Source organism: Pedobacter aquatilis, assembly GCF_032678405.1.
GTDB classification, from domain to species: Bacteria; Bacteroidota; Bacteroidia; order Sphingobacteriales; family Sphingobacteriaceae; genus Pedobacter; species Pedobacter aquatilis_A.
This window is the reverse complement of sequence record NZ_JAVTSJ010000004.1, coordinates 148,081-174,955: the sequence shown is the minus strand read 5'-3', so window position 1 is coordinate 174,955 and position 26,875 is coordinate 148,081. Positions and strand designations below refer to the sequence as shown.

18 protein-coding genes are annotated in these 26,875 nt (G+C 38.4%); all 18 read right to left on the bottom strand.

The window, feature by feature from the left end:
- Positions 1 to 92: 92 nt before the first annotated feature.
- Entirely contained in the window at positions 93 to 863 is a 771-nt protein-coding gene (xth, locus tag R2R71_RS12280; RefSeq protein WP_316831856.1) for an exodeoxyribonuclease III, read from the bottom strand.
- Positions 864 to 1,179: 316 nt separating this feature from the next.
- Positions 1,180 to 3,552, bottom strand: coding sequence for a glycoside hydrolase family 3 N-terminal domain-containing protein (locus R2R71_RS12275; RefSeq protein ID WP_316831565.1), 2,373 nt, complete (start codon positions 3,550 to 3,552; stop codon positions 1,180 to 1,182).
- 9 nt (positions 3,553 to 3,561) lie between these two features.
- On the bottom strand, positions 3,562 to 4,632 hold the full coding sequence (locus R2R71_RS12270) for a dipeptidase (protein WP_316831564.1): 1,071 nt from the start codon (positions 4,630 to 4,632) through the stop codon (positions 3,562 to 3,564).
- 9 nt (positions 4,633 to 4,641) lie between these two features.
- A complete protein-coding gene (locus tag R2R71_RS12265) occupies positions 4,642 to 5,754 on the bottom strand; it encodes a D-TA family PLP-dependent enzyme (protein ID WP_316831563.1) in 1,113 nt (370 codons plus the stop codon).
- A gap of 5 nt (positions 5,755 to 5,759) precedes the next feature.
- A complete protein-coding gene (locus R2R71_RS12260; RefSeq protein WP_316831562.1) occupies positions 5,760 to 6,230 on the bottom strand; it encodes a RidA family protein in 471 nt (156 codons plus the stop codon).
- A gap of 17 nt (positions 6,231 to 6,247) precedes the next feature.
- Positions 6,248 to 7,564 carry a gluconate:H+ symporter gene (locus R2R71_RS12255; protein ID WP_316831561.1) on the bottom strand — a complete coding sequence of 439 codons (1,317 nt, stop codon included), beginning with the start codon at positions 7,562 to 7,564 and terminating at the stop codon, positions 6,248 to 6,250.
- The gene (locus tag R2R71_RS12250) at positions 7,565 to 9,856 is read right to left on the bottom strand and encodes a family 20 glycosylhydrolase (RefSeq protein WP_316831560.1); all 2,292 of its coding nucleotides are present in this window, start codon (positions 9,854 to 9,856) and stop codon (positions 7,565 to 7,567) included.
- Positions 9,857 to 9,874: 18 nt separating this feature from the next.
- Complete coding sequence (locus R2R71_RS12245) at positions 9,875 to 11,509, bottom strand: alpha-L-fucosidase (RefSeq protein WP_316831559.1); 1,635 nt, start codon at positions 11,507 to 11,509, stop codon at positions 9,875 to 9,877.
- Between the two features lie 63 nt (positions 11,510 to 11,572).
- Positions 11,573 to 13,096: a SusD/RagB family nutrient-binding outer membrane lipoprotein gene (locus R2R71_RS12240; protein WP_316831558.1), complete on the bottom strand. Its 1,524-nt coding sequence runs from the start codon at positions 13,094 to 13,096 to the stop codon at positions 11,573 to 11,575.
- A gap of 16 nt (positions 13,097 to 13,112) precedes the next feature.
- On the bottom strand, positions 13,113 to 16,529 hold the full coding sequence (locus R2R71_RS12235; RefSeq protein WP_316831557.1) for a SusC/RagA family TonB-linked outer membrane protein: 3,417 nt from the start codon (positions 16,527 to 16,529) through the stop codon (positions 13,113 to 13,115).
- 77 nt (positions 16,530 to 16,606) lie between these two features.
- Positions 16,607 to 17,626 (bottom strand): FecR family protein, encoded by a 1,020-nt coding sequence (locus tag R2R71_RS12230; protein WP_316831556.1) that lies wholly within the window; start codon positions 17,624 to 17,626, stop codon positions 16,607 to 16,609.
- Positions 17,627 to 17,695: 69 nt separating this feature from the next.
- Positions 17,696 to 18,319 (bottom strand): RNA polymerase sigma factor, encoded by a 624-nt coding sequence (locus R2R71_RS12225; protein WP_316831555.1) that lies wholly within the window; start codon positions 18,317 to 18,319, stop codon positions 17,696 to 17,698.
- Positions 18,320 to 18,447: 128 nt separating this feature from the next.
- Entirely contained in the window at positions 18,448 to 21,120 is a 2,673-nt protein-coding gene (locus R2R71_RS12220) for an alpha-L-rhamnosidase (RefSeq protein ID WP_316831554.1), read from the bottom strand.
- A 108-nt stretch (positions 21,121 to 21,228) separates the two neighbouring features.
- The gene (locus R2R71_RS12215; RefSeq protein ID WP_316831553.1) at positions 21,229 to 22,101 is read right to left on the bottom strand and encodes a sugar phosphate isomerase/epimerase family protein; all 873 of its coding nucleotides are present in this window, start codon (positions 22,099 to 22,101) and stop codon (positions 21,229 to 21,231) included.
- Positions 22,102 to 22,214: 113 nt separating this feature from the next.
- Positions 22,215 to 22,460, bottom strand: coding sequence for a hypothetical protein (locus tag R2R71_RS12210; RefSeq protein ID WP_316831552.1), 246 nt, complete (start codon positions 22,458 to 22,460; stop codon positions 22,215 to 22,217).
- 180 nt (positions 22,461 to 22,640) lie between these two features.
- Entirely contained in the window at positions 22,641 to 23,666 is a 1,026-nt protein-coding gene (locus R2R71_RS12205; protein ID WP_316831551.1) for a glycoside hydrolase family 88 protein, read from the bottom strand.
- Positions 23,667 to 23,794: 128 nt separating this feature from the next.
- On the bottom strand, positions 23,795 to 25,978 hold the full coding sequence (locus R2R71_RS12200; protein WP_316831550.1) for an alpha-galactosidase: 2,184 nt from the start codon (positions 25,976 to 25,978) through the stop codon (positions 23,795 to 23,797).
- A gap of 19 nt (positions 25,979 to 25,997) precedes the next feature.
- The gene (locus R2R71_RS12195) at positions 25,998 to 26,867 is read right to left on the bottom strand and encodes a glycoside hydrolase family 16 protein (protein WP_316831549.1); all 870 of its coding nucleotides are present in this window, start codon (positions 26,865 to 26,867) and stop codon (positions 25,998 to 26,000) included.
- Positions 26,868 to 26,875 lie beyond the last annotated feature (8 nt).

Sequence of the window (26,875 nt, the reverse complement as noted above, 5' to 3'; positions counted from 1 at the left end):
AAGCCTAGGGTTTGATTCCTTAAAGTAGTAATTTATTTTCCTTCTGAATAACCTGTAACAGAGAGAATACATAAAAAAGCAGATTTAACTTTTTATTTAATTTCTATCCAAACAGGTCCGTGATCGCTGGATTTTTCCCAGCCCCTAACATGTTTATCAACACCTGCACTAATTAGTCTATCAGTAAGCAAGGGACTTAGCAAAAAATGATCAATCCTTAGTCCGGCATTTCTACCATAAGCATTTCTGAAATAATCCCAGAAAGTGTAAATCACCTCATCAGGAAAAAGTTTTCTAATCGCATCAGTCCAACCTTGAGCAACCAGCTTATGAAATGCCGCTCTTACTTCAGAACGAAATAAAGCATCATCAACCCATCGCTCAGGCTTATAAACATCCAATTCAGCAGGTATTACATTATAATCTCCACAAAGTACAACTGGTAAATTATTCGATAAAAGTCTAGCCGCATGACTGGCAAATCGTTCAAACCAAGCTAATTTATAATCAAGTTTTGGCCCTGGTGCAGGATTTCCATTAGGTAAATAAAGACAGCCTATAACAACATCATCTACAATAGCCTCAATATACCGGCTTTGCATATCTTCATCATCGCCATGCAAACCTCTCTGTAGTTCCTTAATTTCTTTTCCTCTTGCTAAAATGGCCACCCCATTCCAGCTTTTTTGGCCATGCCATATTGCATTATAGCCAGCATTATTAATTGCCTCTAAAGGGAATTTCTCATCTGGTGCCTTAAGTTCCTGCAGGCATACTACATCAGGCCTGGTTTCTTCAAGCCAGCGCAATAACACAGGAAGCCTTCCGTTAACGCCATTTACATTATAGGTAGCGATTTTCATATTCTTCATTAAGTTTTCAATAGATAATATTATAAAAACTTAAGCAAAGAGCAAAAATTTAATAAGGCAAATATTAAGCAAAAGGTGTAGCGTTCTGCTATTCTTTTTCGTATTAGAAAGTAAATAAGCTAATTATGATGAAGAACAAAACTTTATTTATCCTGGAGGCGATAACTGGTTTTTTGATGATAATGACTATATTTCATATATTTATGACGAGATGATCTAATACCTAAAGAATCATTTAATGATCACAAAAACCAGTTACCGAAAGAATTAGCATAAGATAACTCTTCCTGAAGAACTAAGTATCCTTTTATTTAATCGTGAATTTCTCCTGTAAGCGAATATCATCAGATGAAGCACCAACCATCAAATTGTAAATCCCCGGCTCTACTACCCATTTCATCTTATCGTTGTAAACTTCAAGATCGGCCTTAGCCAATGTAAAACTTATAGTTCCTTGCTCACCTGGATTTAACCTTATACGTTTAAACTGTTTAAGTTGCTTAGCTGGTAAAACAACCGATGATGTTTTACTTCCTAAATATACCTGAACAACCTCATCTCCAGCAGTAGTACCTGTATTTTTCAAATTAAAAGTTACTGTTACCGATTGTTTATCAGTATCATTACTGATTTTTAACTGCTGGTAATCAAATGTAGTGTAACTTAAACCATAACCGAAACTGTAAAGCGGCTTAGCATCAAGCTCAATATAGTTGTGTTTTTCAGGAAATCTCCAATTGTAGTAAACCGGTAGTTGACCCACAGATTTTGGTACTGAAACTGGTAATCGACCTGCGGGGTTGTAATCACCAAAAATTACATCAGCAATAGCATTTCCACCCTCCTGTCCCGGATACCAGGCATCAATAATTGCGGGGGCATTTTCAGCAGCCCAGTTCAGGTTTAACGGCCTGCCTTTTATTAAAACCAAAACCACCGGTTTACCTGTTTTAACAACTGCCTTTAAAAGTTTCAACTGGTCGCCGAGCAAGTCGAGTGTTGCCCTGTCGAACCCTTCTCCACTTTCCATATCGCTTAACTGGTTAGCTGTATTGATTTTGGCAGCTCCCGTTTCTATATATTCAGTTTTAAAATCACGGGCACTCGAGCCTCCCAAAACAATCACAACTGCATCTGATTTTTTAGCCGCGGCAACTGCATCAGAAATGTTTGTTGTAGTCGTATCTCTTATAGCACATCCTTTTATATAATTTATTTTAGTGTCTGCTGACAATTTATTTCTTATCCCATCCAAAACCGTAACGATATTTTCTTCCGTTTGCGGCGCTGTATAATCGCCAAGCTGGTTATAAATATTATCGGCATTGGGGCCAATTACGGCAATGCTTTTTAACGATTTACTAAAAGGAAGTACTTTATCCTGGTTTTTTAAAAGAATAATTGATTCCCTTGCAACTTCTCTGGCCAAGGTGATTTTATCAGTATCCCTCACTTTAGTTTTCGCCACTTCGGGATTTACGTAAGGATTTTCAAATAATCCCATATTAAATTTAATCCGTAGCACCCTGCTTACTGCAGTATCTAAAGTATTCATAGAAACTGTACCGGCTTTTATTGCATCACGTAATGCTTTACCATAACCGATACCGCTTAAATCGGCATCTAAGCCCGCATTTATCGCTAATTTAGCCGCATCGGCAGCACTGGAGGCAATATGATGATTCGCCATCAAACCTGAAATACTGTTCAAATCAGACACAACAAATCCATCAAAACCCCATTCTTTTCGCAGTAAATCGGTTAGTAGATATCCATTTGAAGAACAAGGGATGCCATCAATGGAATTATAGGCCGTCATAACCGATAATGCCCCAGCTTTAACAGCTGCTTTAAAAGGTGGCAGGTAAAATTGCTGCAAACTTCTCATACCAACATTGATACTTCCACCGTTGTGCCCACCTTCGGGCGCTCCGTAGGCAGCAAAATGCTTTAACGTTGCCACAATATTTTCACCACTTTTTATATTTGCCCCTTGGAATCCCTTAACCATAGCCTCTCCCATCCTGCTGTTCAGCACATGGTCTTCGCCATAAGTTTCTTCAACTCTCGACCATCTCGGTTCTCTGGCTAAATCGAGTACAGGACCATAACCAACATGACCACCCTGAAGCCTTGTTTCCTGAGCGATAACACTAGCCATTTTCTTGATTAACTCCGGATTAAATGTGCTTCCCTGACCAATAGAAGTTGGGAAAACAGTAGTTCCAATTGCCATGTGTCCGTGCGGACATTCTTCTGATAGCAATACTGGTATCCCCAAGCGGGAATTTTCGATGGCATATTTTTGAATTGCATTGGTAGCTTTGGCTGCCAGCTCGGGATTTAAACCATTTGCCAGCGTTTTCTTTGTCCAGGGATCAGCCCTGAGGGTTGCCCATAACATACCTGTATATTCTTCTTTAAGCAATTTTTTAAAAACATCGCTTACCTCAACACCATTTTCAGTTTTAGCATACATTGGCCAACCTAATGGCATTGAAATCTGTCCAACCTTTTCCTCAACAGTCATTCTCGAAAGCAAATCTTTAATCCTGCTTTCTACCGCCGCCTTTGGATTCTTATATAAAGAAGTTGTTGATTTATTTTGCGCTAAAGAATTTTCATTCAATCCTAAAAGCATTGAAGCAATACATAAAATTAAACCTGTTTTTTTCATCATAAATATTCTTTAGGCCCAGGCTTTTTTAAGGAAACGCAACCAGTTGCCGTGCATCAGATTTTCAATATCTTTCTCAGTGTAGCCTCTTTTCCTAAATAGACTAGGGATTTTTTGTAAATCAGCAATTGTTTCCAAATCATAGGGACATTGTTCTTTACCGAAAGCACCATCTAAATCAGATCCGATTCCAACATGTTCTGCGTTTCCGGCTAGCTGACAAATGTGATCGATATGGTCGATCATCACATCGAGATTACAGTTCATTGCTTTAGGTTGAGATATACCTCTCTGCCAGTTTGGAACCATCATCCAGGCATCTAGCGCACCTCCAATTACTGCACCCCGATTAATCAATTCTCTAATTTGTTCGTCGCTATACTGACGATTGTGATTCACCAAACTGCGACAATTATTATGCGAAGCCCAGATATGCCCATTGAACCGGCTTAAGGCATCCCAAAAACTATCATCACAAAGATGTGTTGCATCGAGAATAATATTAAGGCGTTCCATTTCCTTTAATAATTCATGCCCGGGGGTAGTCATTTTACCTGTAGCATCAGTTCCTTGCGCATAGCGCCCAGGGCCATAATGTGCAGGCCCTACGGCCCTTAAACCATTTAGCCATGCTCTTTCCAGATGGCCAACAGTTACGAATGAATCGGCACCTTCCAAACTCAAAATATACCCTACAGGTTTTTTGTCATTTGCTGTTCCATCGTTCCATAATGCTAAGCTTTGATTCAAAGTGTCGAGGTTATTTACCTGGAACATTTCGCCGGCATCTTCCATAGCCTTGTACCAGGCCAACTGACCTTGCGTTTGTGCCCAGGCCTGTTCAGGAGAATGCCATCCTGGTAAATGATTATCAGGAGCAACATATCGGGCTATTTGTGTAGCTACAACTAAACCTATATTACCTTTGCGAAGTTCCTGAAGTGAAACTGTAGCCAAGCCACGGTCAGGTTTATCCGTTAATCTGGCTTCCCTTTCATTAATATCGGCTAAACGTTGCGTTAAATCCCGATTCCACTCCAAGGCATTCATACTTAAATCTAAATGGGCATCAATGGTAAACATGGTAAAATATTAAATGGTAATTTTTCTTTTTCGGGAAATGATATCCCAGTTCTGAATCGTTTTATCTGCTTTAATACACATTGCAAATTCATGTAAAGCTACCGTAGGACAAATATGATAGGGTAAGCCATAAAGGATGTCGCCGATTTTATAATCATCAGATTCCCTAACTTTTAAAACCAAATGTTCTTCACTCTGACCTTGAACTTCAAGATTCGGTGCATTAAGTAAATAAACCCTACTTTTCAATTCTTTTTCTGCCGCAACTGCCTTATGGCCTAAATCTGTGCAAATTAAACCACTGGCAGGTTTTGATACAATACGGCTTACCACAAGCGCAGCAATATTGAAATTCTGCTCAGGATAAGCATCCTGATAACCTTTATCCCAGAGAATAAATGTTCCAGGGCTACATTCGAAATTAGTTTCGGCGGCATAAACCGGAAATGTTGGTGTGCCACCAGCAATGATAGTTAATGTATCTCCAACAATATTTTCAAATTGCTTTTTTAACTCCAGAAGTTGGGAGATAATTGGTTCCATTTTTTGGACACGGATTTCCATCGAAGCATCATGAATATGCCCATCGTAAGCATGCAAACCTTTAATACTGAGTACGGGAATTGAAGTTATTGTATTGAATAGTTCAGGAGCCAATTCTGGTAAAATCCCAGTGCGGTTCATCCCAACATTCAAATCAATATAAACATCAACGGCCAAATTACGCTCCATAGCTTTTTGTCCCAATTCCCTGGCGATTTCGACATCATCAACAAGACAGCTAAAATTAGTATCCGGATATTGCTCTTTAAGTAGGAGGAAACGACTTATGTTTGCCCCAACTGGTTGATAAGCAAGTAAAACATCACTAGCAGCAGCAAGTGCAAGCATTTCGGCTTCGGCTATTGTAGCACATTTGAATTTGTTTATTCCTTCACTGATTAACAGTTTAGTAATTTCCATATTCTTGTGTGTTTTCACATGAGGCCGTAAACGTCCTGTATCGTTAATCATCGCTTTAAGCAGCCTGATGTTTTCAAGAATATACGTCTCGTAAAAAACAAGCGAGGGTGTTGCTAAATTACCCTCATCAGGCAGTAAATACCAGTCTTGTTGCTGCATAATATTTATACAAGTTCAAACAAAGCTTCTATCTCAACCGGAATATTATCAGGTAAGGAGCCGAAACCTACAGCGCTTCTTACACCTATTCCGTTTTCTTCGCCCCAAACCTTTGCAAAAAGTTCACTGCATCCGTTTATGATAAATGGGTGTTTTTCAAATTCAGGGGTACAATTTACCATTCCTAAAACCTTAATAACCCTTTTAACCTTATTTAAACTCCCAATATTTGTTTTAATGGTTGATAACATGGTTAGCCCTACCTGCAAAGCAGCAAGCTTTCCTTCTTCCTGTGTTAAATCAGCACCAATTCTACCTATAATTAGCGATTTATCATCCTGTACCGGACCGTGTCCGCTCAAATAAAGATATTTACCATCAACGAGGCAAGGTTTATAAACACCAAGAGGTGCCGGAGCTGGTGGCAGATTAAGTTTTAATTGTTCGAAACGTTCGTCGGGAGTTAAATTTTCCATTTTATGTAATTGTTATTTTAAGCGATTATAATATTAAGTAAAAGTACACCAGCAAGGCCTACAATACCAACAATTGATTCCATTAATGCCCATGACTTAAATGTATCTTTCAAAGTTAAGCCGAAATATTCTTTAAACATCCAGAAACCGGCATCATTAACATGCGAAAACATCAGACTTCCGGCACCAACGGCTAACACCATAAGATTCGGATTGGTGTGCGTTTGTTCCATTAGCGGCACAATGATACCTGCAGTGGTTAGGCCTGCCACTGTTGCAGAGCCAACACAAAATCTGATTATTGCAGCGATTAACCAGGCTAAAAACAAAGGTTCAGCCTTGATATGTTGCAGGTATCCGGCAATTTGATCACTCACGCCGCTTTCGGTTAATACCTGTTTTAATGCGCCTGAACCAGCAATGATTAATAAAATTAAAGCAATATCCTTAACAGCATCAGCATAAACAGACATTATTTCGGTTATCTTTTTACCTTGTGATAAGCCTAACAACCAGGTGGCAGCAATTAAAACAATCAACATTACCACAGATGGACTTCCTGCAAATAAAATATAAGGTAACACTTTAGCATCGGCAGCCAAAACCATTGGTAAAAATGATGCTAATGCCAATAAAATTACTGGAAGTAATGCTGTAAAAAAACTTTTAAATCCACTTGGCAATAAGTCGTCTGCTAATTCTTTTGCACTAAATGAAGCTATTGGCGCTGCCGGAACGGTTTTTAAAGAACGTGAGAATAGTGGTCCGCCGATAACAATTGCCGGAATAGCAACAGCTAAACCATAAAATAACGTCAGACCCATATCTGCTTTAAATTGAACAACCAAGGCCGCTGGCGATGGATGTGGAGGCAGAAAACCATGTGTTACCGACAAAGCGGCCAACATTGGCAAGCCGATATAAAGTGCAGGGAGTTTATAGCGGTAAACTACTGAAAATATTAAAGGCACCATTAAAACAAAGCCAATGCCATAATATAAGGGAATACCGATTAAAAAGCCTGTCAAAACCATCGCCCATTGAATGTATTTCTCTCCAAAAACCCTCATGCTTACCTGGGCAATTTTTTGAGCTGCGCCGCTCTCAGCAACCAGCTTTCCAAGCATGGCTCCTGCAGTTATAATAATTGTTAAAGAGCCAAGCACATCGCCCATACCCTTCTCAATGCTTGATGGGATTTTTGCAGGCGGTAATCCAAGGGCTAATCCAGCCAGGAAAGATACTACCAGAAAAGAAAGAAATGCATTAATTTTAAATACTGAAATCAGTACGATCAATAATGCGATGCAAATAAATACGATAAGTATAGTCATTTAATTTACAATAATTTCATCAACCATTAACCATGCCTTTGTAGCTGCGCCATAAAATCCGTCAGGTATTGTACCGATATTTGAGGCCTTAACCCGAATATATCGGGTTAAAACAGGTTTTATTTTTTGGACAGCTTTATTTATGCCTTCAAGTGTAAATTTTGTCTGGCTGAATATTTCTTTAAAATTCACATTATCTGTTGAAACCTCAAAAATAAGTGCTTTAGGTGGATGCATCTTTTGCCATTGATAATTAAGTACATTGATACCGACTTCAGTTATTTGAATTTCCTTGCCTAAATCAACAACAGCTTCAAAATCTGCTCCGCCTAAACCCAACCATTCTCCATTATTATAAAGCGGAGAACCTTGAATTCCGTTTATTAAAACATCTTTATCAACATTATAATTACCAGTACCTTGATTTTTTAATGATATAGCTTTTCCAAAAGCCAGATTTTTAATTATTTGCTGTTCATACACTTTACCAACACTACTTACTCCTTTAAAAAGCCTCGCTTTTAACGTTGTTGTTTCACTTAACTTAATTGGAGAACTGTATAACTTACTGCTCTTAACAGGGTCTGTTCCATTAGTCGAATAACGGATTTCAGCATCAGGCATATCCGTGTTAAGAATAAAACCATCGGGAGTTGATTCTCCGGTAACCTCATAAAATGATTTACTGTAAGCAATGCCTTTTAAAAATCTTAAGTTTTCATTTAATCGAGACAGAAAATCAGGATAGTTTTTATGTTCCTTTTTCGACCAGCCCATTTCTGCTAATGCTATAATTCTCGGAAAAATCATATATTCTTCTTTGCTAGCATCTGTCATGTATTCTGTCCAAACATTAGCCTGAACGCCTTTGATATACTTCTGTTCTTCAGCATTCAGCGCTTCCGGCATTGGCTCATATTCATACACTTTACGTAATGGCAAATACCCACCAGCTGCAACCTGTTCACTTTTATTAAGCGATTGATAATAATCCAGGTAAACGAATTTTTCAGGAGTCATAACCACATCGTGATTAAGTTTTGCAGCGGCGATGCCACCATCTAAACCTCTCCAACTCATTACAGTAGCATCAGGTGCTAAACCGCCCTCCAATATTTCGTCCCAACCAATTATTTTCTTGCCTTTCGAATTAAGATACTTTTCCATCCTCGCAATGAAGTATGACTGAAGCTCATGCTCATCCTTAAGTTTTTCATCCTTAATTCTTTTCTGGCATTTCGAACAATCATGCCACCTTGTTTTTGGGCACTCATCACCCCCTATATGGATATATTTAGATGGAAATAACGTAACAACCTCATCCAGAACACACTCCAGGAATTTAAAAGTATCCTCATTACCTGCACAGAAAACATCATCAAATACACCCCAGTAAGTTGCAGTTTCATAAGGACCGCCTGTACAACCAAGATTTGGGTATGCGGCTAGTACTGCACTGGCATGGCCGGGCATTTCAATTTCAGGAATCGTGGTAATATGGCGTTGTTCTGCATACTTCACAATAGCCTTAATTTCATTCTGCGTGTAATAACCTCCATATCTTTTACCATCAAAAACATGCGGGTTAGCCCGTTTATGTCCAATCAGGGTTTCATTGCGGTAAGCAGATTTAGTTTGTAATAAAGGGTACTTTTTAATCTCTATTCTCCATCCCTGATCATCAGTTAAATGCCAGTGAAAGGTATTTATTTTATAGAATGCCAGTAAATCGAGCCATTTTTTAATAGTCTCTACACTAAACATGTTTCTGGCAACATCCAGGTGCATGCCTCGATATGCAAAACGCGGCGCATCTTTAATGAGATAAGCCGGAACGACAACCTGGTTACCTTTTTTCCGGATCAACTGAATTAAGGATTGCAGGCCGTAAAACAAGCCTCTTCCATCTTTAGCTTTTATATTAATCTTTTTATCGAAAACTTCGAGAACATAGCCTTCCGGCTCTAGGTTAGAACCAGCATCGATAATAAAATTAATGCCGTTTGATTCAGTTTTACTTATTTGAAATAAGGTTATCTGTGCTAAATCGCTTAAGTATTGATTTAAAAACGATAAATTAATAACCTGATTATCAGAAAAAAATATTTTTGTATTAGCAGATATTGTAAAGAAACCTTGTTTTTTAATTTCTTCAACCGGTTTTGGAATAATTCCTGAACCTAAATACTGCTGAGTGTAACCTTTAACCATAATCAGCTGTAATACCAGCAAAAGTATGAGTCTCGCGATAAAGGATTTAGCAGAAGTAATAACAGGGATTTTTCTTATCATAACGCCAACTACAATAGCCTAAGGTAAGCTTAAAACTTTGTTTTCTCCTTCAATAATAACATTTTGTTGTTCAGCTACTGCCTTGTACTCGAAAGCTCCTTTTGGCAATTTAACTGTCCCGGCAAAAGTACCATCACTTTTAATCGCTACCCAGTCAGTCATTTTCCAGGCATCTGCATATAAGGTTTCTACCTGACCGCGGTATGGACGATAATAGAACCTGCCGCGTTTAGGTTGTACCTCTTTATAATTTAATATTTTAGCATTTAATGTACTTATGCTACCAGCTTTTTTGAAAAGGCCTGTTTGTACCATTGCCGATTCAGCAAACACTGGTGCTACGTTCTCCAGTTTAATTACAACCGGATTTGGCCATTTGTGATCATCATAAATCCGCTGAGCTTTGACCACAGAAACCTCAAGTGCATCAGCTATTTGCTTAACTCTAGAAGACACATCCATATCTGGCTTGTATTCAATTATTTGACTATTCTGACCTAAAACACTTATTTTAGTTTGTTCAGTTGATTTTACTGATTTTAAGTTAAATATTCTCCGTTCACCTTCTTTCCAATCTTTTGAATCCATTATGATTGCAAAGACTGTATTCGGGCCTTTCCGGGTAAAATAAATATTGTTTTCTTTACTCACCACCCAACTTCTTACATCATCCATAGCCTCATGGTTAATATAATACCATCCAGCCATTTCACGCAAACGGTTTTCTTGTTCTTCAGCCAAAGCTCCGTTTGCTTTAGGACCGACATTTAATAAAAGTGAGCCACCTTTTGAGCGGGCTTCGATTAACAATTCGATTAGTTGAGAACCCGATTTATAGCGTTCGTTGGTAGGTTGGTACTGCCATGCAGTGCCAATGGTAACCGGCGACAGCCAGGGTTGCGTAATCTTAGCTCCTGGCAAAGTTTGTTCAGGCGTTAAAATTGCACCCCGGGTAATCAGAATATCAGGTTGCATTTCCCAGGCCGTTTCCTTAACCGTTTCTTTTGGATCGCCATCGATAAATAAAACATCAATCTTACCGTAATTTTGCATTAGCTCTTCGGTTTGCTTGCGGTTATATTCTGCATACTCGTTAGCTATTTTAGCATCGAGATTGGTTATATTTCTGCTAATCGGAATTTTGTGTTTGTAAAGAAAATTAAAGTCTTCCGGAGAGAAATAAAAACCTACGTCGAGCCCCGCTTCGCGTGTAGCGTTTACAAATTCCTTTAGTAAATCTTTTTTGTAAGGTGTATTTGTAATCTTGAAATCAGTTGTTTTAGTATCCCAAAAACAGAAACCTGCGTGGTGTTTAGTCGTAAAAACGATATACTTCATTCCGGCAAGTTTTGCCAATTCGGCAATTTCCTTTGGGTTAAATGAAGCAGGGTTGAAAGTTTTGGGTAAATCCCTGAAGTAGCGCTCTGTATAATCGTCGGAAGCACCAACCAAAGAGTGGCTGATTACGATTCCCAACTGCGCATCGACATTAAAATGAATAAATAAACCCGCTCCGGTATTCCGAAGCCACTCTTCTCTTTCAGGCTTGTTTAAATTGTAATTGCTGGAGGTTTCATCTTCAACTACATCATTTTTCTGGGCCCAAGCCGTTGTGCCGAAAAGAAGGCAAAAAATAATTAATCGGTATATCATTAAGAAAAGAAAGTTAATCCTGCGATGCAACTTAATGCATCGCAGGATTTTTAAAGAGATTGATTAAAGTTTATCCCACCAGATACGGGTTAAGAAATCATCTGGTCCCTGACGGGCAATTGCCGCATCAAGCGAAGCACGATTTAGGTTTTGCTCAGAAGTTGGATAAAGCATCCTTCTGAAAATTTTCCCGCCAGTTGCATTACCAACATAAACAACCGGAACAAGTGCCGGATACCCCGTTCTGCGATAGCTGGCGAAAGCTTCCTGTGCGTCAGGAAAAGCGGCTAACCAGAATTCAGTATAAATCTGGCCTAATTTAGCATCCAGCGTACCGGTTGTGGTTAATGGATGATATTTAATGTATGTATTAATTTGCAAATCGCTTATAACACCATCGCCTGGCGCAATTATTGCCCATTGCTTCATTGCCGCTTTGATACCTGCTTCATAGAGTGTTGATGCATTTCCTGTATACCAACCACGTAAAACAGCTTCCGATAGAAGGAAATTCGTTTCGGCTGTGGTAAAAATAAGTTTTGCACCACCTAAGGCAAGCACAGTTTTCTGATTGGGTTCTGAATAGGTTACAAAGTTTGCCGGTTTTGCATTTAAGGTTGCAGGCATGCCCTTTTGCACAGCAGCAGACGTATCGGCAACACCATTAACATAAACAACCGATAAAATACCTAAACGTGGATCTTTATTATTTTTCATGTAAGTAATAAACGTATCCTGATATTTACCACCTTCCTGGTTACTGGTACCATCGGCCCTGATATAATCGCTGTTATACAGATTTAAAGCAATCGGATTTTTATTAATATCCTGTCCTGAAGCCAGATAACTCATTTTTGCAATATCAGCATCATCGGTAATTACACCACCGGCAATTGCTCTTTTAACCCAGGTTTCTGCAAGTGTTGCATCCACTTTGGTCATTCTCATGCCCAAACGGAGCATTAGTGAATACGCAAATTTTTTCCACTTTACAGTATTCCCTGCGTAAATCAAATCTGCAGCGCCAAAAGTCGTTTTTGCCGCATTTAAACTCAATGCTGCTTCATCAAGTTCTTTTAACAAATCAAGGTAAATAGCTCTTTGAGCATCGTATGCAGGCTTATAATTCGAATTAGTATAACCTTGCGCAGCTTCAGTGTAAGGAACATCGCCATATAAATCAGTAATACGGCTAAAGCAGTAAGCCTTCCATATACGTGCGGTAGCAAGTAGGTTTACCTGGTCAGGATTTGCTTTTACCGCATTAATTACCAAAACGAGTTCGTTAATTTCCTGATTGTAAGCCGCACTGAATACCGCAGCTGATTGCTGGCTCTGGCTTGATACATATTTAGAACCAAAACCTGCAACATCGTTAAAGCTTGTGGTGTATTGCATTGTTCCTAATAACAAGTTCAGGTTATTTTTCGCACCATCGTATAAGGCTTTTGTAAAAACAAAAGGCGGTTGAATGGTTGATGATGCCTCAGGATCTGTGTTTATCTCCTGAAAATCTTTTGTGCACGAAGCAAAGGTTGCACTTAGCAATAAAATGCAAATAGCTGCTTTATATATTTTTGAGTACATTTTCATTTTTAAAGCTTTAAAATTTAACCATTAAGTTCATACCGAAAGTACGTGTACGTGGTAAACCGATAGATTCGAAACCTTGTGCGTTACCATTAGTATAACTCGATTCAGGATCGAATGTATCCGTTTTCTTGTAAAGCGTTAAAATATTACGGGCAACGAATGACAAACTTGCCGATTGGATTTTAACCACTTTTAAATTTTTAACCGGGATGTTATACGATAAGATAGCCTGACGAAGTTTAATAAAGCTTCCATCGTGAACGAAAAGCTCTGAGTAATTCCGTAAATCGTTATAATAAGCACGTAAACCACTAAGTGGCACAACCGCTGTATAAGGATTACCCGATTGATCTACACCATTTAAAGTCAAACCATTTTCACGTCCTGGTAAAGTACTTTTCATTAAACCTAAACGGGTTGCGTAAACTTCTTTAACCGAAAACACTTTATTCCCGAATTTACCATCAACAAGGAAGCTTAGAGTGAAGTTCCCAAACCTGAAATCCTGATTTAAGCCCATTGTTAACGGCGGAACACCATCGCCCAACTCTTGCAGCCCCGTTGCTACCGGACGAGCAGTTGTGGCATTGTAAACAATTTGGCCGGCATCATTTCTTAAAATCCGTGTACCTACAATTGTTCCGTAAGAACTACCAACGGTTTGGTTAATGTAACCCCAGTTACCAACCGAATTTGCAACCTGGAAGCTGTTTGTTCCATCTACAAGTTTGATAACTTTACTTTTGTTATATGATACATTATAGCTGATATTCCAACCAAATTTCTCACCCGAAACCGGAGAACCAGTTAATAAAAACTCGATACCTTTATTGCTTAACTCACCCACATTCAGCACTGCATTATTATAGCCAGATGTTGAAGATATGGCAGCGTTTAAAATGTCGTTAGTTGTTTTACGGCTGTAAGCAGTAAAATCTAAGCCTAACCTACCTTTAAACATTTTCAATTCAAATCCACCTTCGTACGTTGTTGAAGTATATGGTTTCAGGTTTTGATTGGTGATATCATTTGTCGTTACGTTTTGCAATGGCAAACCCGAACTTGGCACATTACTGTAAGTTAAATTAATTTTATAAGGATCAGCGGCACCACCTCCTACTTCGGCCCATGAAGCTCTTAATCTTAAAATATCTATAGAAGATGGTAATTTTAAAGCATCTGATAACACCAAACTTCCACCAACACTTTGATATAAGATACTATTATTATCAGGGCTTAAAGTAGAAAACCAATCATTTCTGGCAGTATAGGTTAAGAACAAGATACTTTTGTAATCGAAATCGGCAGAACCGAATACAGAATTTGTTCGGATCCGCTGATAAGAAGGTACAGTGCTGGCAGTTGCAAGATTTTTATAACTGTAGAAAAATGGAATCGTAAAAGTAGAACCATCCATATTTAGTTGTTTGTTTTCAAACCTTCTGCTGTTAGCACCACCTAAAATTGAGAGGTTAATTTTATCCGCGATGCGGGTTTTATAGTTTCCAGTAATTAAAGCATTGGTTTCAGAAACATCCGATTTTATGGCAGAATATTGCCCGTTAGGGATATAAGTATCGCCGGTAGGCAAAATATTTACGTAGTTATAATTGTAAAAATCGCGACTGATTACACCTTTTAAAGAGAAGTTTTTTACAATATCGTAGGTAATCGACCCTTGACCAATGAAACGGTTTTTCGTGTCATTCTCCTGGTATTTATTCATTACAAAATAACCATTGGTCGCAATACCCGCGTCGTTCCATGGGGTCTGGTTTCCTGCTGAGTCATAGCCAGGAGCCAGCCAACGAACATCTACCGTATTGGCTACCTCGTAAGGTGTCCAGTTTGGATTTCCCAAAGCATCACCGGCCAGTGTTCTGTTGTAACCTCTTTCCAGGTTATATTGTGCTAAACCTTCTACCTTAATTTTATCGCTGATTCTTGCATTGATATTTAAATTAGCTGTCTGGCGTTTGAATTTAGTGGTTGAAATTATCCCTTTACTATCCAAATCAGCCATCGATAAGCGATAAACAATTCCATCAGTTCCACCAGAAAAAGCAACTGTATTGGTAAAGTTAGTTCCGGTTGAATAGAAATTTTTGATATTATCTTTCACTGCACTGTAAGGATGAGTTAAACCATCAGCGGCAACATAATCAGAACCATCAATTTTTGCTCCGAAAGAAAGACGACCGGTTGCAATCGCATCGTTCTTAGTTAAAGGTTTCACACCATTTAAACCCTGGCCATATTCATACTGATAATCATTATCATTAATAGCATTTTCTATAGTATAAGTTGAGTTATATTCAACACCAATACCTTTTTGCTTAATACCTTTTTTTGTGGTAATTAATATCACACCGTTACTTGCACGCGATCCATAAAGTGCAGCAGCGGTTCCACCCTTTAATACCGTGATAGTTTCAATATCATCAGGGTTAATGCTTCCTATACCATCACCCCTATCAACGTTTGTAGCAAGTGTATTGGTTGTTGCTGCACCACCGGGAACAGTATTATCAATAGGCATTCCGTTTACTACATAAAGCGGCTGGTTGTTTCCATTAAATGAACCATTACCACGGATAATTACACGGCTTGAACCACCAGGACCAGTGGAAAGTCCTGTAGCATTTACACCGGCAACCTTACCTGTTAAAGCATTGGCAATATTATTCTCCCTCGCCTGCGTAAATTCCGAACCCTTTACTTCAGTTACCGCATAGCCAAGTGCCTTGCTATCACGTTTTATACCTAAGGCCGTAACCACAACATCATTTAAATTACTGTTGCTTTCCTGAAGTTTTACAGAAATAACAGCATTCAAATCAGTTACCGGCAAATCGATGCTTTCATAACCTACCGAGGCTATGGTTAAGGTAATAGCCTGCCCCTTCAGGTTAGCTGGAATTGTAATGCTGAATTGTCCTTGTGCATCGGTTGATGCACCGGTTTTAGTGCCCTTAATGTAAACTGTGGCCCCAATTAGCGGCATATTATCAGTAGCAGAAAGGATTGTGCCTTTTATCACATCTGCCCGGTTATTGCTCGCATCGATAATAACATACTGGGAATTGCTGATTTTGTTAAACTCGAGCAAAAGGCCGCTTAAACTTAATGTTAATGCGGTATTTGCATCAGCTACAGACATTAGCTGTGCCTGGCTGATATTAGTAAGTTTGTTTTCGAGGATACCTTCTTTATAGGCGATTTTTATATCGAACTTTGTTTTAATAAGTTCTACTGCATTTTTGAGCGAAATTTTAACTTCTGCCGATACCTGGGGTGCTTTATTAACCCGTTTAGCGTGAACCACATTCCTGGCCATTAGTTGAGCCGAGCAAAACAAGGCGCATGCGCTTAACAACATAGTAAGGCAACAGTATTTTACTGCCCTGCTAAGGTAGAGTAATCTCATAATCTGTTTAGTTTAGTTGGTTTGATCTAGTTGATTTGCTGCCGCAGGATTCAAGCGCTTAAACCCTTTGGCAAGTGTTATTCTTTAATGGTTATGTTTTTGTTTTGTGTTTGTATGTTTAAGTGTAATGTTGTTTTAAGAATTCGTAGCAGGTCATTAACGTCATTAACATTAATCTCTCCTTCTATTTTTAATTTAGCCAATTCATCATCAATCGCTACCTTGTAACCCAGATCATCTTCCAGAACCTGGCTCATTTCAGCAAGCGTTGCATTTTTAAAAACCAGCTGATGGCTAACCCAGGCCGTTAAGCGCTCTGGATCTTGCAATTTTTGATGTATGAGGTTTGTACCTTCAGCATGTTTAACAAAATCGCCAGGAGCCATTATGAATTGCTTTTTCGATTTGCTAACATCCTTATAGTCAATCCTTATTTTACCACTAAGTAAACCTACACTGGTTTTTTCATGGCGATTTCTGACATTAAAGGTGGTTCCTAAAACTTCAATATTTAAATCGCTGCTATGAACAATGAATTTCTCTTCCGACTTAATATTGTTTGTATCGATGTTAATGTGTTTAACTTTAAAAAGTGCCTCACCGGTAATCCAAACTTCCCGTGTTCCTTTTCCAAAATTCTTAGCATAACTTATTTGAGAGTTACCATTTAGGATAACTTCTGAACCATCAGGCAATATTATGGTTCTTATTTTGCCAAAATCTGTTTGTTCAGTTTCTTTTTTATAAAAGTTGTTATAAATAAATACAGTAAAAAATATTACAGCTACCGCAGCGGCAATTTTAAGGTAAACGGGAAGTCTAAATAGTTTTGCCGTAGGCTGCTGATTTGAAACTGAACTTTCTATACGGGCAAATACGCGTGATTGTGCAGTTTCGTTATAAAAAGAATCCTGATTTCGATAGGTAGTAATTGTAGTGAAAGCTGCTTCTGCAATTTTTCTTCTCTGTGGATAGTCTAATTTAAATTTGTTCCAGGTATTTAAATCATCGGGCTTTTGCTCTATAACGAATTGCAGAAAAGCATCATCATTGAGAAAATCTTCGAAACTGTAACTGATATATTTAGAAAAATCCATATTAAGAAAGATGTTATACTTCCTATATACACAGCCCCCCTGAAATTATCCCTCCGTTTTTAAAAAAAATTAATTTATTTCAGAAATTGCCTTTTCGGACAAAACGAGCGACAAAATAATTAACAAATCGGCAAGCTTAATTCTTTCCTGGAGCTTTCCAACTGCTTTATAGAGAAGTTTGTAAGTAGAACTGATATTTAAACTCATAATATCGGCAATTTCTTCATAGCTTAAACCTTCATAAAACCTGAGGTAAACAATTTCCTGCTGCCGGGCTGGTAAACTTTGTATTGCTTCTTTTATTTTGGCCTGCACAGCACGTTCCGACTCGTCTTTAATTAAAACGTTATCAAATGACACTTCAAAATTAAACGGATAACTTTCATCACTATCGATATTTACGAAGCGCTGTTGCTTATCCATCTTTCTGAACAGCAGGTTTCTCAACGATTTATAGAGGTAATTTTTAACTGAAACCGGGTTGCCCAGCTGCGTACGTTTATCCCAAAGATTTACAAATAAATCGTGCACGGCATCTTCAATCAGGCTTGAATCGTGGGTGAATTTATACCCATAATTATTTAGTATTTTAAAATGGGCATTATAAAGCTGACTATACGCATCCCAGTTGCCATTTTTTATGGCATTCCAATTCATACTGGCTTCTTTATCATGAATTTGGTTAAAGGGCATAGAAGCTTAATTACACTAAAAAATTTAGAGGATGATATAATCTTTATCCTAAATATGGAAAAAAATATCACTAATAAAAGAATTTAGCACAAAAATGTTTTTTAAGCCATTTAAGCAATATATCGGTTTTACCTGATTTCAAAAATGTATTTCCCGGCACTAACCTTAAGTTTACTGGCAACTTCTTTTCCGTAAAGGTAAATCCTTTTACCTGCAAGAGTGGAAATTTCGATACTGGCGGATGAATTTGCAGGAATAACAACAGTGTAATTCACACCATTTGTTGTTCGCTTCCAGGAAGATAAGATGGTTCCAAAAGGTCCTTCATGTGATGCCTCGAAATGTTCAAGACCTTCAACAAAGTGTGGTTTTAATAGAATATTTTTAAATCCAGCATGGTTTTCATCAACTTTAATTCCACCAATTCCCTTAAAAAACCAGCCACCTATTTCTCCAAACATCATGTGGTTATCTGAAATATCTCTGGTAGCCTGCATATCCCAGTTTTCATGTAAGGTTGTTGCACCATTTACAATCCACCAGCCCCAGCCCGGATAGGTATCCTGCGTTGCGAGCTTGTAGGCAACATCGCTGTGTCCGTTATCACTTAGTGCATTTAAAACGGCTTTAGCGCCTAATACACCAACATCAATGTGCATTCCATCAGCCTTAACCCTTTCTGCAAGGTTATCTGCAACAAGTTGTCTTGATATTTCAGGAACAATATTCCATTGTAATGCCATCGATAACTCTGTTTGAACACCTTTTCCATAAATCCCAGTCTTTGGGTCGAAAAACTTCTGGTTTATTGCATTTTTAATTTTCTCCGCTAATGCACTATATTGGAGATAATCGTTTTTATTACCGAAAAGCTTGGCTGCCTTGGCCAGAATATCGGCATCTACATAAAAATAAATAGAAGAGGTATACTCCAAATCTGATGAAGATTTAACAGGCACCCAATCTCCACGTCCGAAAGTAGTTAAATAGCCCCTACTTGTGCCTTCCACGTAATTAACATAGTTCTTTATGCTTTGATAATTATCTTTTAGCAGTTTGCTATCACCATAAAACATATAAATATTCCATGGAATAATGGCGACCGTACTGGTCCAATCGGTGCCATTTGCCGTACCGTAACCCCAGCCACCCGTTGGAATAATATCGGGAAGTACCCCATTGGGTTGTTGTTCATCGCGATGGTCGCCCATCCATTTTTCATAAACGGTGAGGCCATCAAAATTATAAAGCCCGGTTTCTACGGCAAAATGGCCATCGCCTGTCCAGCCATTTTTTTCACGTTGAGGGCAATCTGTAGGAAAGCCGTAAAGGTTAGATAAATAAGAATTATTGGTTGCCCACCACAATTTATCAACCAGGGGATTTGATGATGAAATTTTACCAACGGCAGGAACATCGCTATGCATAAAATAACCAACCAGACTTTTATCATTCAAGGCTATCGGTTTGGAACTGATTACTTCAACATATTGAAAACCCTTGTAGTTAAACAAAGGCATAAATTCTTCTTCTCCCTCACCGTTAAGGATAAAAATATCGGTTTGAAATGGATCTGATTTATCTTTTGGCCTATGATAAACATCTATATTCGATAAATCTGTATGTCCGTTGGCATATAATCGCTCCGCATGACGTAAACGGATTACTGTTCCCTTTTCTCCTTTAACTTTAATTTTGCTTACACCTGCAATATTTCTACCCAGGTCGAAAACGTAAGTAGTATCATCGAATTTACGAAGTTTTTTTACCGGAATTTCTTCAACATTTCTGATAGGATGCATTACCTGGGCAACAATATTTTTAGAAGGTGCTGCCCTCAAAGTTATTCCTCTCCATTTTGAATCGTCAAAATCTGCGGTATTCCATCCTTTTTGTTCCAGACGGGCATCATAATGTTCACCGGTGTAAATACTATTGCTTATAATCGGGCTTAAGCTTGTTTTCCAATCACCGCCAGATTTAATTACTTCCATACTTCCATCCACGTAGGTGATTCTTAAGTCCAGGCAAAATGTTGGTCTGGCCCTCCAGGCTGCTTTATCGAAATTCCATACAGCAAGCGACTGGTGATTATACCAACCATTCCCAAGTAAAACACCAATAGCGTTATTTCCCTGTTTTATAGCAGCAGTAACATCATAGGTTACATATAAGTTTCGTCTATCGAAACGGGTATACATTGGGTCTAATCTATGATCGCCAACTTTTTTCCCATTTAGGTATAACTCGTACAAACCAGCGGCTGCAATATAGGCCCTGGCCGATTTTATCAGCTTTGCTGGCGCGAATACTTTTCTGAAATAAGGTGCTGGTAAGGTATTTATGTCATTTCTGTCGCTTATCCATGTTCCTTTCCAGTTTTCCATGCCCATCATGCCCATTTCAAAGCTCGAAATACGGGCTTGTGTTGCTTTGCCGTCTTTATCCCATAATTCGAGTTTCCAGTAATATTTGATAAAAGGACGTAACGAAGCGCCCTTGTAACTTACCAGATTAGCTGAAGATAATATTTTACCGGAATCCCATACTATGCCTGTTTTATTGATAAGTTGCACTGAATCGGTTCCCACCAGAATCCTGTAGGCTTGTTGAATTGCTCCTTTTCTATCATCGAGAATCAGCCATGAAAGCCGTGGTACGGGATTGTCGACACCAATTGGCCTGACTAAGTATTCGCACTTTAACTCACCTGGTTGTGCAGCAAAAGCCGGCTGGTTAAAACTTAAAAAAAGCGATAGCAATAAACTGCCGGATAAATAAATCGATTTAGTTATCTTCATAACGAGGTTTAGCAAAAAGTAAAGATTGCCTAAGATAGTAGATATTTATAAAAAGTTTCGGTTAAAAAAATCCCCTGAATGCCGCTAAACGCTTATGAAATACATTTGTTACTTTTCGGCATAGACTTCTGCCAGCTGATTAGTGAGGTATTTAAAAGCATTTGGAATTTCTACAGCAGCATTGGTAATAGTTCCCTCAATGAAAATAAAACCTTTGTAATTTACTTTTCGGAGCGCCCTGAAATAAGGTTTAAAATCATCATTCATAACGCCCGGCAACGACCTTTTCTCTTTTTCGGCCAATTCGCAAAAAGCAAGTAAATCTCCTGCGGCTATAATTTCCGATGGCGCTTCTCCTTCTCTCATCATGTGAAATATATCTGCATTAAGCCTGAAATTAGGATGATTTACTTTTCTTACAACCGCGGCTGCCGACTTTAAAGATGTTATAAAATTGGTTTCTGTGGTTTCAAGATTCTCCAGTGCTATCACAACATTGTGTTTTTTCGCCAGTTCACCCAGCTTTCTGCCTAACGGAACAAATGCTGCTTCCGTTTTATCAAGCGGGTAACCCTCCGGTATATTTCTGGAACCGCCACTTCCAAGCACAATAAATTTTACACCAGCTTGTTCAGCCCTGAGCAAAACAGAATCGGCGTAACCCAAAACCTTTGGTTCAATAACATCCGGGCCGGCAATTTTCAAAGAACCTGGAAAAAAAAGGTTACACATCATCAACTTACACTTGGCTCCTTTAATTTTTTTTAAATTTTGCTGAAATGCAGCTTCAGTTAAATCGGGAGCAAGCATTTTTCTTACTGATTCCCCTATCATCGTAAAACCAGCAGCATGTGCAAGACTATCCTGACTTAAACCGGCACCTATCCCCAAACGCGGTGGAAGTTGCCTGTCGGCTGTAAATCCGGAAACAAATAAAATCGTAATAACAGCAGAATAAAAAAAGGCTTTAGTCCTCATCATTATTGGTTAGATAGAAAGGGTGATTAGTAGTGGTTACTTAATCGAATATAAGCAATTGATTTGCAAATACATTGAAAAGATTAAACCAAATACAGGATTTTGGGAACGAAGTGTTATTGGTTACTGTTTTTAGAATTTCTAAGCTCGGATTCGACCTTATCAATCAAAGCTTGCTTTGCTTTGTCGTATGTGGATAAACTAGAAAAATCTTTGATTATGTTAGAGATACTTTCATCTGCTTCATTCTCAGAAAGTTTTTTAAAATCAGAAGCAACTTTATAAGCATCCATGTCGCCAAACCCTCTCAAGTGCTTCACCCTTGTTAGAAATGATTTGAGATCCGTTTTGCGTTTTTCCATTGCAGCACAAAATTAGAATTATTACTCATTAATCATACAAGCAACAGCACTATTTTGTTAACAATTTCTAATTTATCAACAAATCAAACAAAGTTAAACTCCTGTTAATTAACACAAAACATTCACTTAACGCTAAATTTAATTATTTAGGTGTAGTAACACTATTCATCTGAAAGCTTATTAATTTCTAAAGTCTTTTGAATTCTTCTTAACGTATTTATTCAACTCTGCGCCAGCTAACAAGTAAGCACCAACGCCATACACTTCTGTACTTGTCGCTTCAACTTTATCCGGGCTTGCTCCTATTGGTTGTACGTAACCTAATTTGCCATCAGGGAGAACCGAAGTATTTAGCACTTCCCATGATTTCTTTACGACAGGTAAAAAAGTTTTCTTATCGAGCAATCCGTGATTTAACCCCCATATGGCTGCATAACAATAAAATCCTGTTCCGCTCATTTCCCGTATTGGGAAACTTTCCGGATCTAGTAAGGAAGCATGCCAGCTGCCATCGGCTTGCTGTAATGAAGCAATTTTAAGCATCATATCTTTATATAGCTTTTGGAATCTTTCCTTTTCCGGGTAATTTGCAGGCATATTTTCCATCATTCTCACCAAACCTCCCAGTACCCATCCATTTCCTCTTGACCAGAACACCTTCGCACCATTTTTCTCTTTTTTATTGAGGTAAGTTTCATCCCTAAAATAAAGTTGCTCGGTTGGGTCGTATAAAAAGTCGGTGGTTTTCCACCATAACCTACTCGCCATATCAAGGTATTTTAAGTTGCCGGTTGCTGAACTTAAATAAGCAAGCGCCGGTGGTCCCATAAATAAAGCATCGCACCAGGCCCATTCCCTGTTCTGTATATTGTTTTTCCAGTTAAGGGGTTCATCATGTGGTCTGGCTAAAATACTATCGGCCAAAAGTATAAATGGTGCTATCATTTTCTTTTCCTTGTATTTTAAGTAAAGCTGACCGTACATTTGCGCTACACAATAATCATCGGCATAAAAACGAATATGCCCGGTATTCCAACCCAAATCATTGCCTATGTTTTCTAATGTTTTTAAATATTTTTCGTTTCCTTTTATTGTGCCTAAAGCATATAAACCAGTATAACAGGTAGCATTTGTCCAATCAGCTTTTCTGTGATTAAAACCTTTATCTTTCCATGTTTTAACCTGCCAGTCGGCTACTTTTTTCATACTTTTTACGATACCTTTTGACGTAAATAGGGAATCGCTATCAGCTTTTGCTCCATTGTTTATCAATGTGGTTAAGCAAAATATTACACTAAATATTACTGTCTTTATACTCAAAATCTTCATCATTCTTATTTTAATAATTCAACGTTAAAAATTGCACTTGTCCTGCCACCACTAACCTGTGGATTAAAACCTATTTGCATTAAGAAATCACCTGTGTAAATTTCGTTTTCTTTAAAAGGCGATTTCGTACCCGGATATAAATTCAGTTCGGTTATTTTATATTTTGCTGTTGGTTCGAGTCCTTTAAGCTTAACGGGAGTTTTGCTTCCGGCATCGTATCGATTATTAACCATATAGCAGAACAATACTGCATCACCCCCTTTTTCACTGTACATCAGCGCTGCATAATCATTTTCCCAAGGACTTAAAAGCCTGTACTCGTTAGCGTGCCAAACCTGTTGTTTAATCTGGTTGTAAACGCCAACGGCTTGTTTAGCAAAGGTTAAATCTTTTTCACTCAGCTTACTGATATCAATATCAAAACCGAGTTTACCCATCATGGCCACATCAGTTTTAAATTTTAGAGGTTGTTTTCCCCAATCGGTAACATGGCTTGCCAATGCGATGGAAGGATAGAAATAAGAATATTCCCACTGCAGAAAAACCCTTTCCAATGGATCGGTATTATCGCTTGGCCAAAATTCGGTGAAGTATTTAAGAGCGGCATAATCAACCCGTCCTCCGCCTCCTGAGCAAAGCATCATAGGTATTTTTGGATATTTTGCCCTTACACGTTCCAAAACCTTGTATAGACCCTTTACATAATCTAAATAAAGATGTGTTTGTTGTTTTAAATGTGCAGAATAGGCATTATAGATTACAGCATTACAATCCCACTTAATGTAGGCCAAGCCAGGGTTTTTCTGAAATAAATCATCGACGGTTCTAAATACAAAATCCTGCACCTGTGGATTACTCAAATCAAGAACCAGCTGGTTTCGGTATAAATATTCTGTTCGCTGAGGTTGTTTAATTACCCAGTCAGGATGTTTTTCATACAACTCGCTCTTAGGGTTTACCATTTCGGGTTCGAGCCAGATACCGAACTTCACGCCATTAGCATCGGCTTCTTCAACTAATGCAGCAATTCCGTTGGGCAATTTCTTTTTATTTTCCTGCCAATCGCCCAATCCGGCATTATCAGCATTACGCGGATACTTATTAGCAAACCAGCCATCATCGAGTAAGAAGAGATCTACTCCTAATTCTTTGGTATCTTTTAACAGTCGGGCAAGTTTTTGTTCATTAAAATCAAAAAATGTAGCTTCCCAATTATTCAACAATGTTAACCTTGAACCATTTCCATCTAAAATCTTATAGTTTCTCGCCCAGCTCTGCAGGTTTCTGCTGGCCGCTCCTTTTCCTTTATTTGAAAAGGTGTATAAGAAAACCGGAGTCGTAAAAGTTTCATTCTTTTTCAGGTGATATGCAGATGCATGATTATTGGCACCAGCGATAAGTCGCAGATTATTTAAGGGATCGAGCTCTAAATCAACACGAAAATTGCCCGACCACTCCACGCTGCCATAGAGTACTTCGCCGCTATCTTCGCCTGCCGGTTGCCCTAATGAAACCATAAAAGTTGGCGGCTGATACAAATCGGCTCTCGCTCCCAGCTTACTATCAAGCACTTTTATACCATGGGTAATTCTGCTTTCCTCAGGCTGCATCTCTTTAGCCCAGTCGCCATGGTATTGCCTTAAATAAAACGCAGCGGACTTAAGGTAAAGGTTTGCAGACGCAAATTTGTTAAGAATAACATCACCTTTCTCCTGATGCCTGATTTCGGCCCACTGTTCAACCACATCCTCATTTTTATAAACTTTGTAATTCAAGGTTACCTGGAAAGCGTAAACAGGATCAGCAAGTTCAATTTTTGTCAATGTTACATTATCACTTTCCGAAATAGTTTTATGGCTTAAATAATGAAGGTCTAGTGATGTATTCCCATCTGCATGTATTACCTCAATAGCCGGTTCAACCAGGTTCCTGCTTCCTGAAGAAGTGTATGCAGCGTTAAGAATACCTGAGTAATCGCTACCCTGACGATATTGACGGGCAATTTGACTATAATCTCCGTTTGAAGAAAATTTTGCACCAAAGTAATTGATTTTAGGCGTAACATTTTTTTCCAACTGTAAAATCATAATGTTATGCTCACTTTCAATTGGTAAATAGGTAACCTGGCTATAAACGCTGAAGCTTAACCCTGCTAATAGGATTTGTAAACCGATGAACAGTCTTTTCATATGCTGCTTAGTTATTATTTTATTTTTTCTGGTAAACCCTTACATAGTCAATTTCGAAGCGCTTTGGAAAACTGGTGTTCTCGGGATTTCCACCTTGTTTACCACCTATAGCTAAATCGAGTAGCATGTAATGTGGTTGCTTAAAAGCATTTATACCCGTCCCATCCTGATTTACAAGCTTATCCATCGTTACTTTATTGAGGAGTAAATCATCAACATATAATGCAATCTGGTTTTCATCCCAATCCATTCGCCATATATGAAATTCAGAAGCCCATTTCTTACCACCCAACGAATCGATATTTTTAGTTGTGCTAAACCAGGCGTCTTTATTTCCTTCGCCCATAAAAGCAATATTTGCCAACAGTTTTTTGCGATAATATTCCATAATATCTATTTCACCATTAGCTGGCCATTTGCCTTTATTGCCCAAGGTCCACCATGCTGGCCAGATGCCATCACTAATATCAATTCTTCCACGCATTATAAAACGACCATATTGCCAGCTTTGCTTGCCACGGGTTTTTATTGATGAAGAAGTATAAAAAATCTCTTTTCTATTCTTTTTCCAATCTGCACTTCCCTCTTGGTAATTTGGATTTAGCTTTTTTTCTCTCCTGGTCTCAAGAATCAAGTACCCGTTTTCGCACCATGCATTTTCAGGTTGATACCATTGAAATTCTTCATTTCTTTCCAATCCTGCCTCATAGCTCCAGTTATTGCTGTCTGGTTTTCCATTTACATTAAATTCATCAGCCCAAACGAGCGAATAGCCTTCTTTACTAAATGCATCAGCAGTATTCTTAGCTAACTTCTGTGAAGAACAGCCAGAGGATAAAGCAACAGACAGGCCTGTTAGCGCATAAATAAAATATGTTTTTCTTCTCATAAAATGCT

Coding starts and splice junctions, on each gene's coding strand:
- xth (WP_316831856.1), bottom strand. CDS start 863: ATGAAAATCGCTACCTATAATGTAAATGGCGTTAACGGAAGGCTTCCT.
- R2R71_RS12275 (WP_316831565.1), bottom strand. CDS start 3,552: ATGATGAAAAAAACAGGTTTAATTTTATGTATTGCTTCAATGCTTTTA.
- R2R71_RS12270 (WP_316831564.1), bottom strand. CDS start 4,632: ATGTTTACCATTGATGCCCATTTAGATTTAAGTATGAATGCCTTGGAG.
- R2R71_RS12265 (WP_316831563.1), bottom strand. CDS start 5,754: ATGCAGCAACAAGACTGGTATTTACTGCCTGATGAGGGTAATTTAGCA.
- R2R71_RS12260 (WP_316831562.1), bottom strand. CDS start 6,230: ATGGAAAATTTAACTCCCGACGAACGTTTCGAACAATTAAAACTTAAT.
- R2R71_RS12255 (WP_316831561.1), bottom strand. CDS start 7,564: ATGACTATACTTATCGTATTTATTTGCATCGCATTATTGATCGTACTG.
- R2R71_RS12250 (WP_316831560.1), bottom strand. CDS start 9,856: ATGATAAGAAAAATCCCTGTTATTACTTCTGCTAAATCCTTTATCGCG.
- R2R71_RS12245 (WP_316831559.1), bottom strand. CDS start 11,509: ATGATATACCGATTAATTATTTTTTGCCTTCTTTTCGGCACAACGGCT.
- R2R71_RS12240 (WP_316831558.1), bottom strand. CDS start 13,096: ATGTACTCAAAAATATATAAAGCAGCTATTTGCATTTTATTGCTAAGT.
- R2R71_RS12235 (WP_316831557.1), bottom strand. CDS start 16,529: ATGAGATTACTCTACCTTAGCAGGGCAGTAAAATACTGTTGCCTTACT.
- R2R71_RS12230 (WP_316831556.1), bottom strand. CDS start 17,626: ATGGATTTTTCTAAATATATCAGTTACAGTTTCGAAGATTTTCTCAAT.
- R2R71_RS12225 (WP_316831555.1), bottom strand. CDS start 18,319: ATGCCCTTTAACCAAATTCATGATAAAGAAGCCAGTATGAATTGGAAT.
- R2R71_RS12220 (WP_316831554.1), bottom strand. CDS start 21,120: ATGAAGATAACTAAATCGATTTATTTATCCGGCAGTTTATTGCTATCG.
- R2R71_RS12215 (WP_316831553.1), bottom strand. CDS start 22,101: ATGATGAGGACTAAAGCCTTTTTTTATTCTGCTGTTATTACGATTTTA.
- R2R71_RS12210 (WP_316831552.1), bottom strand. CDS start 22,460: ATGGAAAAACGCAAAACGGATCTCAAATCATTTCTAACAAGGGTGAAG.
- R2R71_RS12205 (WP_316831551.1), bottom strand. CDS start 23,666: ATGAAAAAAGTAGCCGACTGGCAGGTTAAAACATGGAAAGATAAAGGT.
- R2R71_RS12200 (WP_316831550.1), bottom strand. CDS start 25,978: ATGAAAAGACTGTTCATCGGTTTACAAATCCTATTAGCAGGGTTAAGC.
- R2R71_RS12195 (WP_316831549.1), bottom strand. CDS start 26,867: ATGAGAAGAAAAACATATTTTATTTATGCGCTAACAGGCCTGTCTGTT.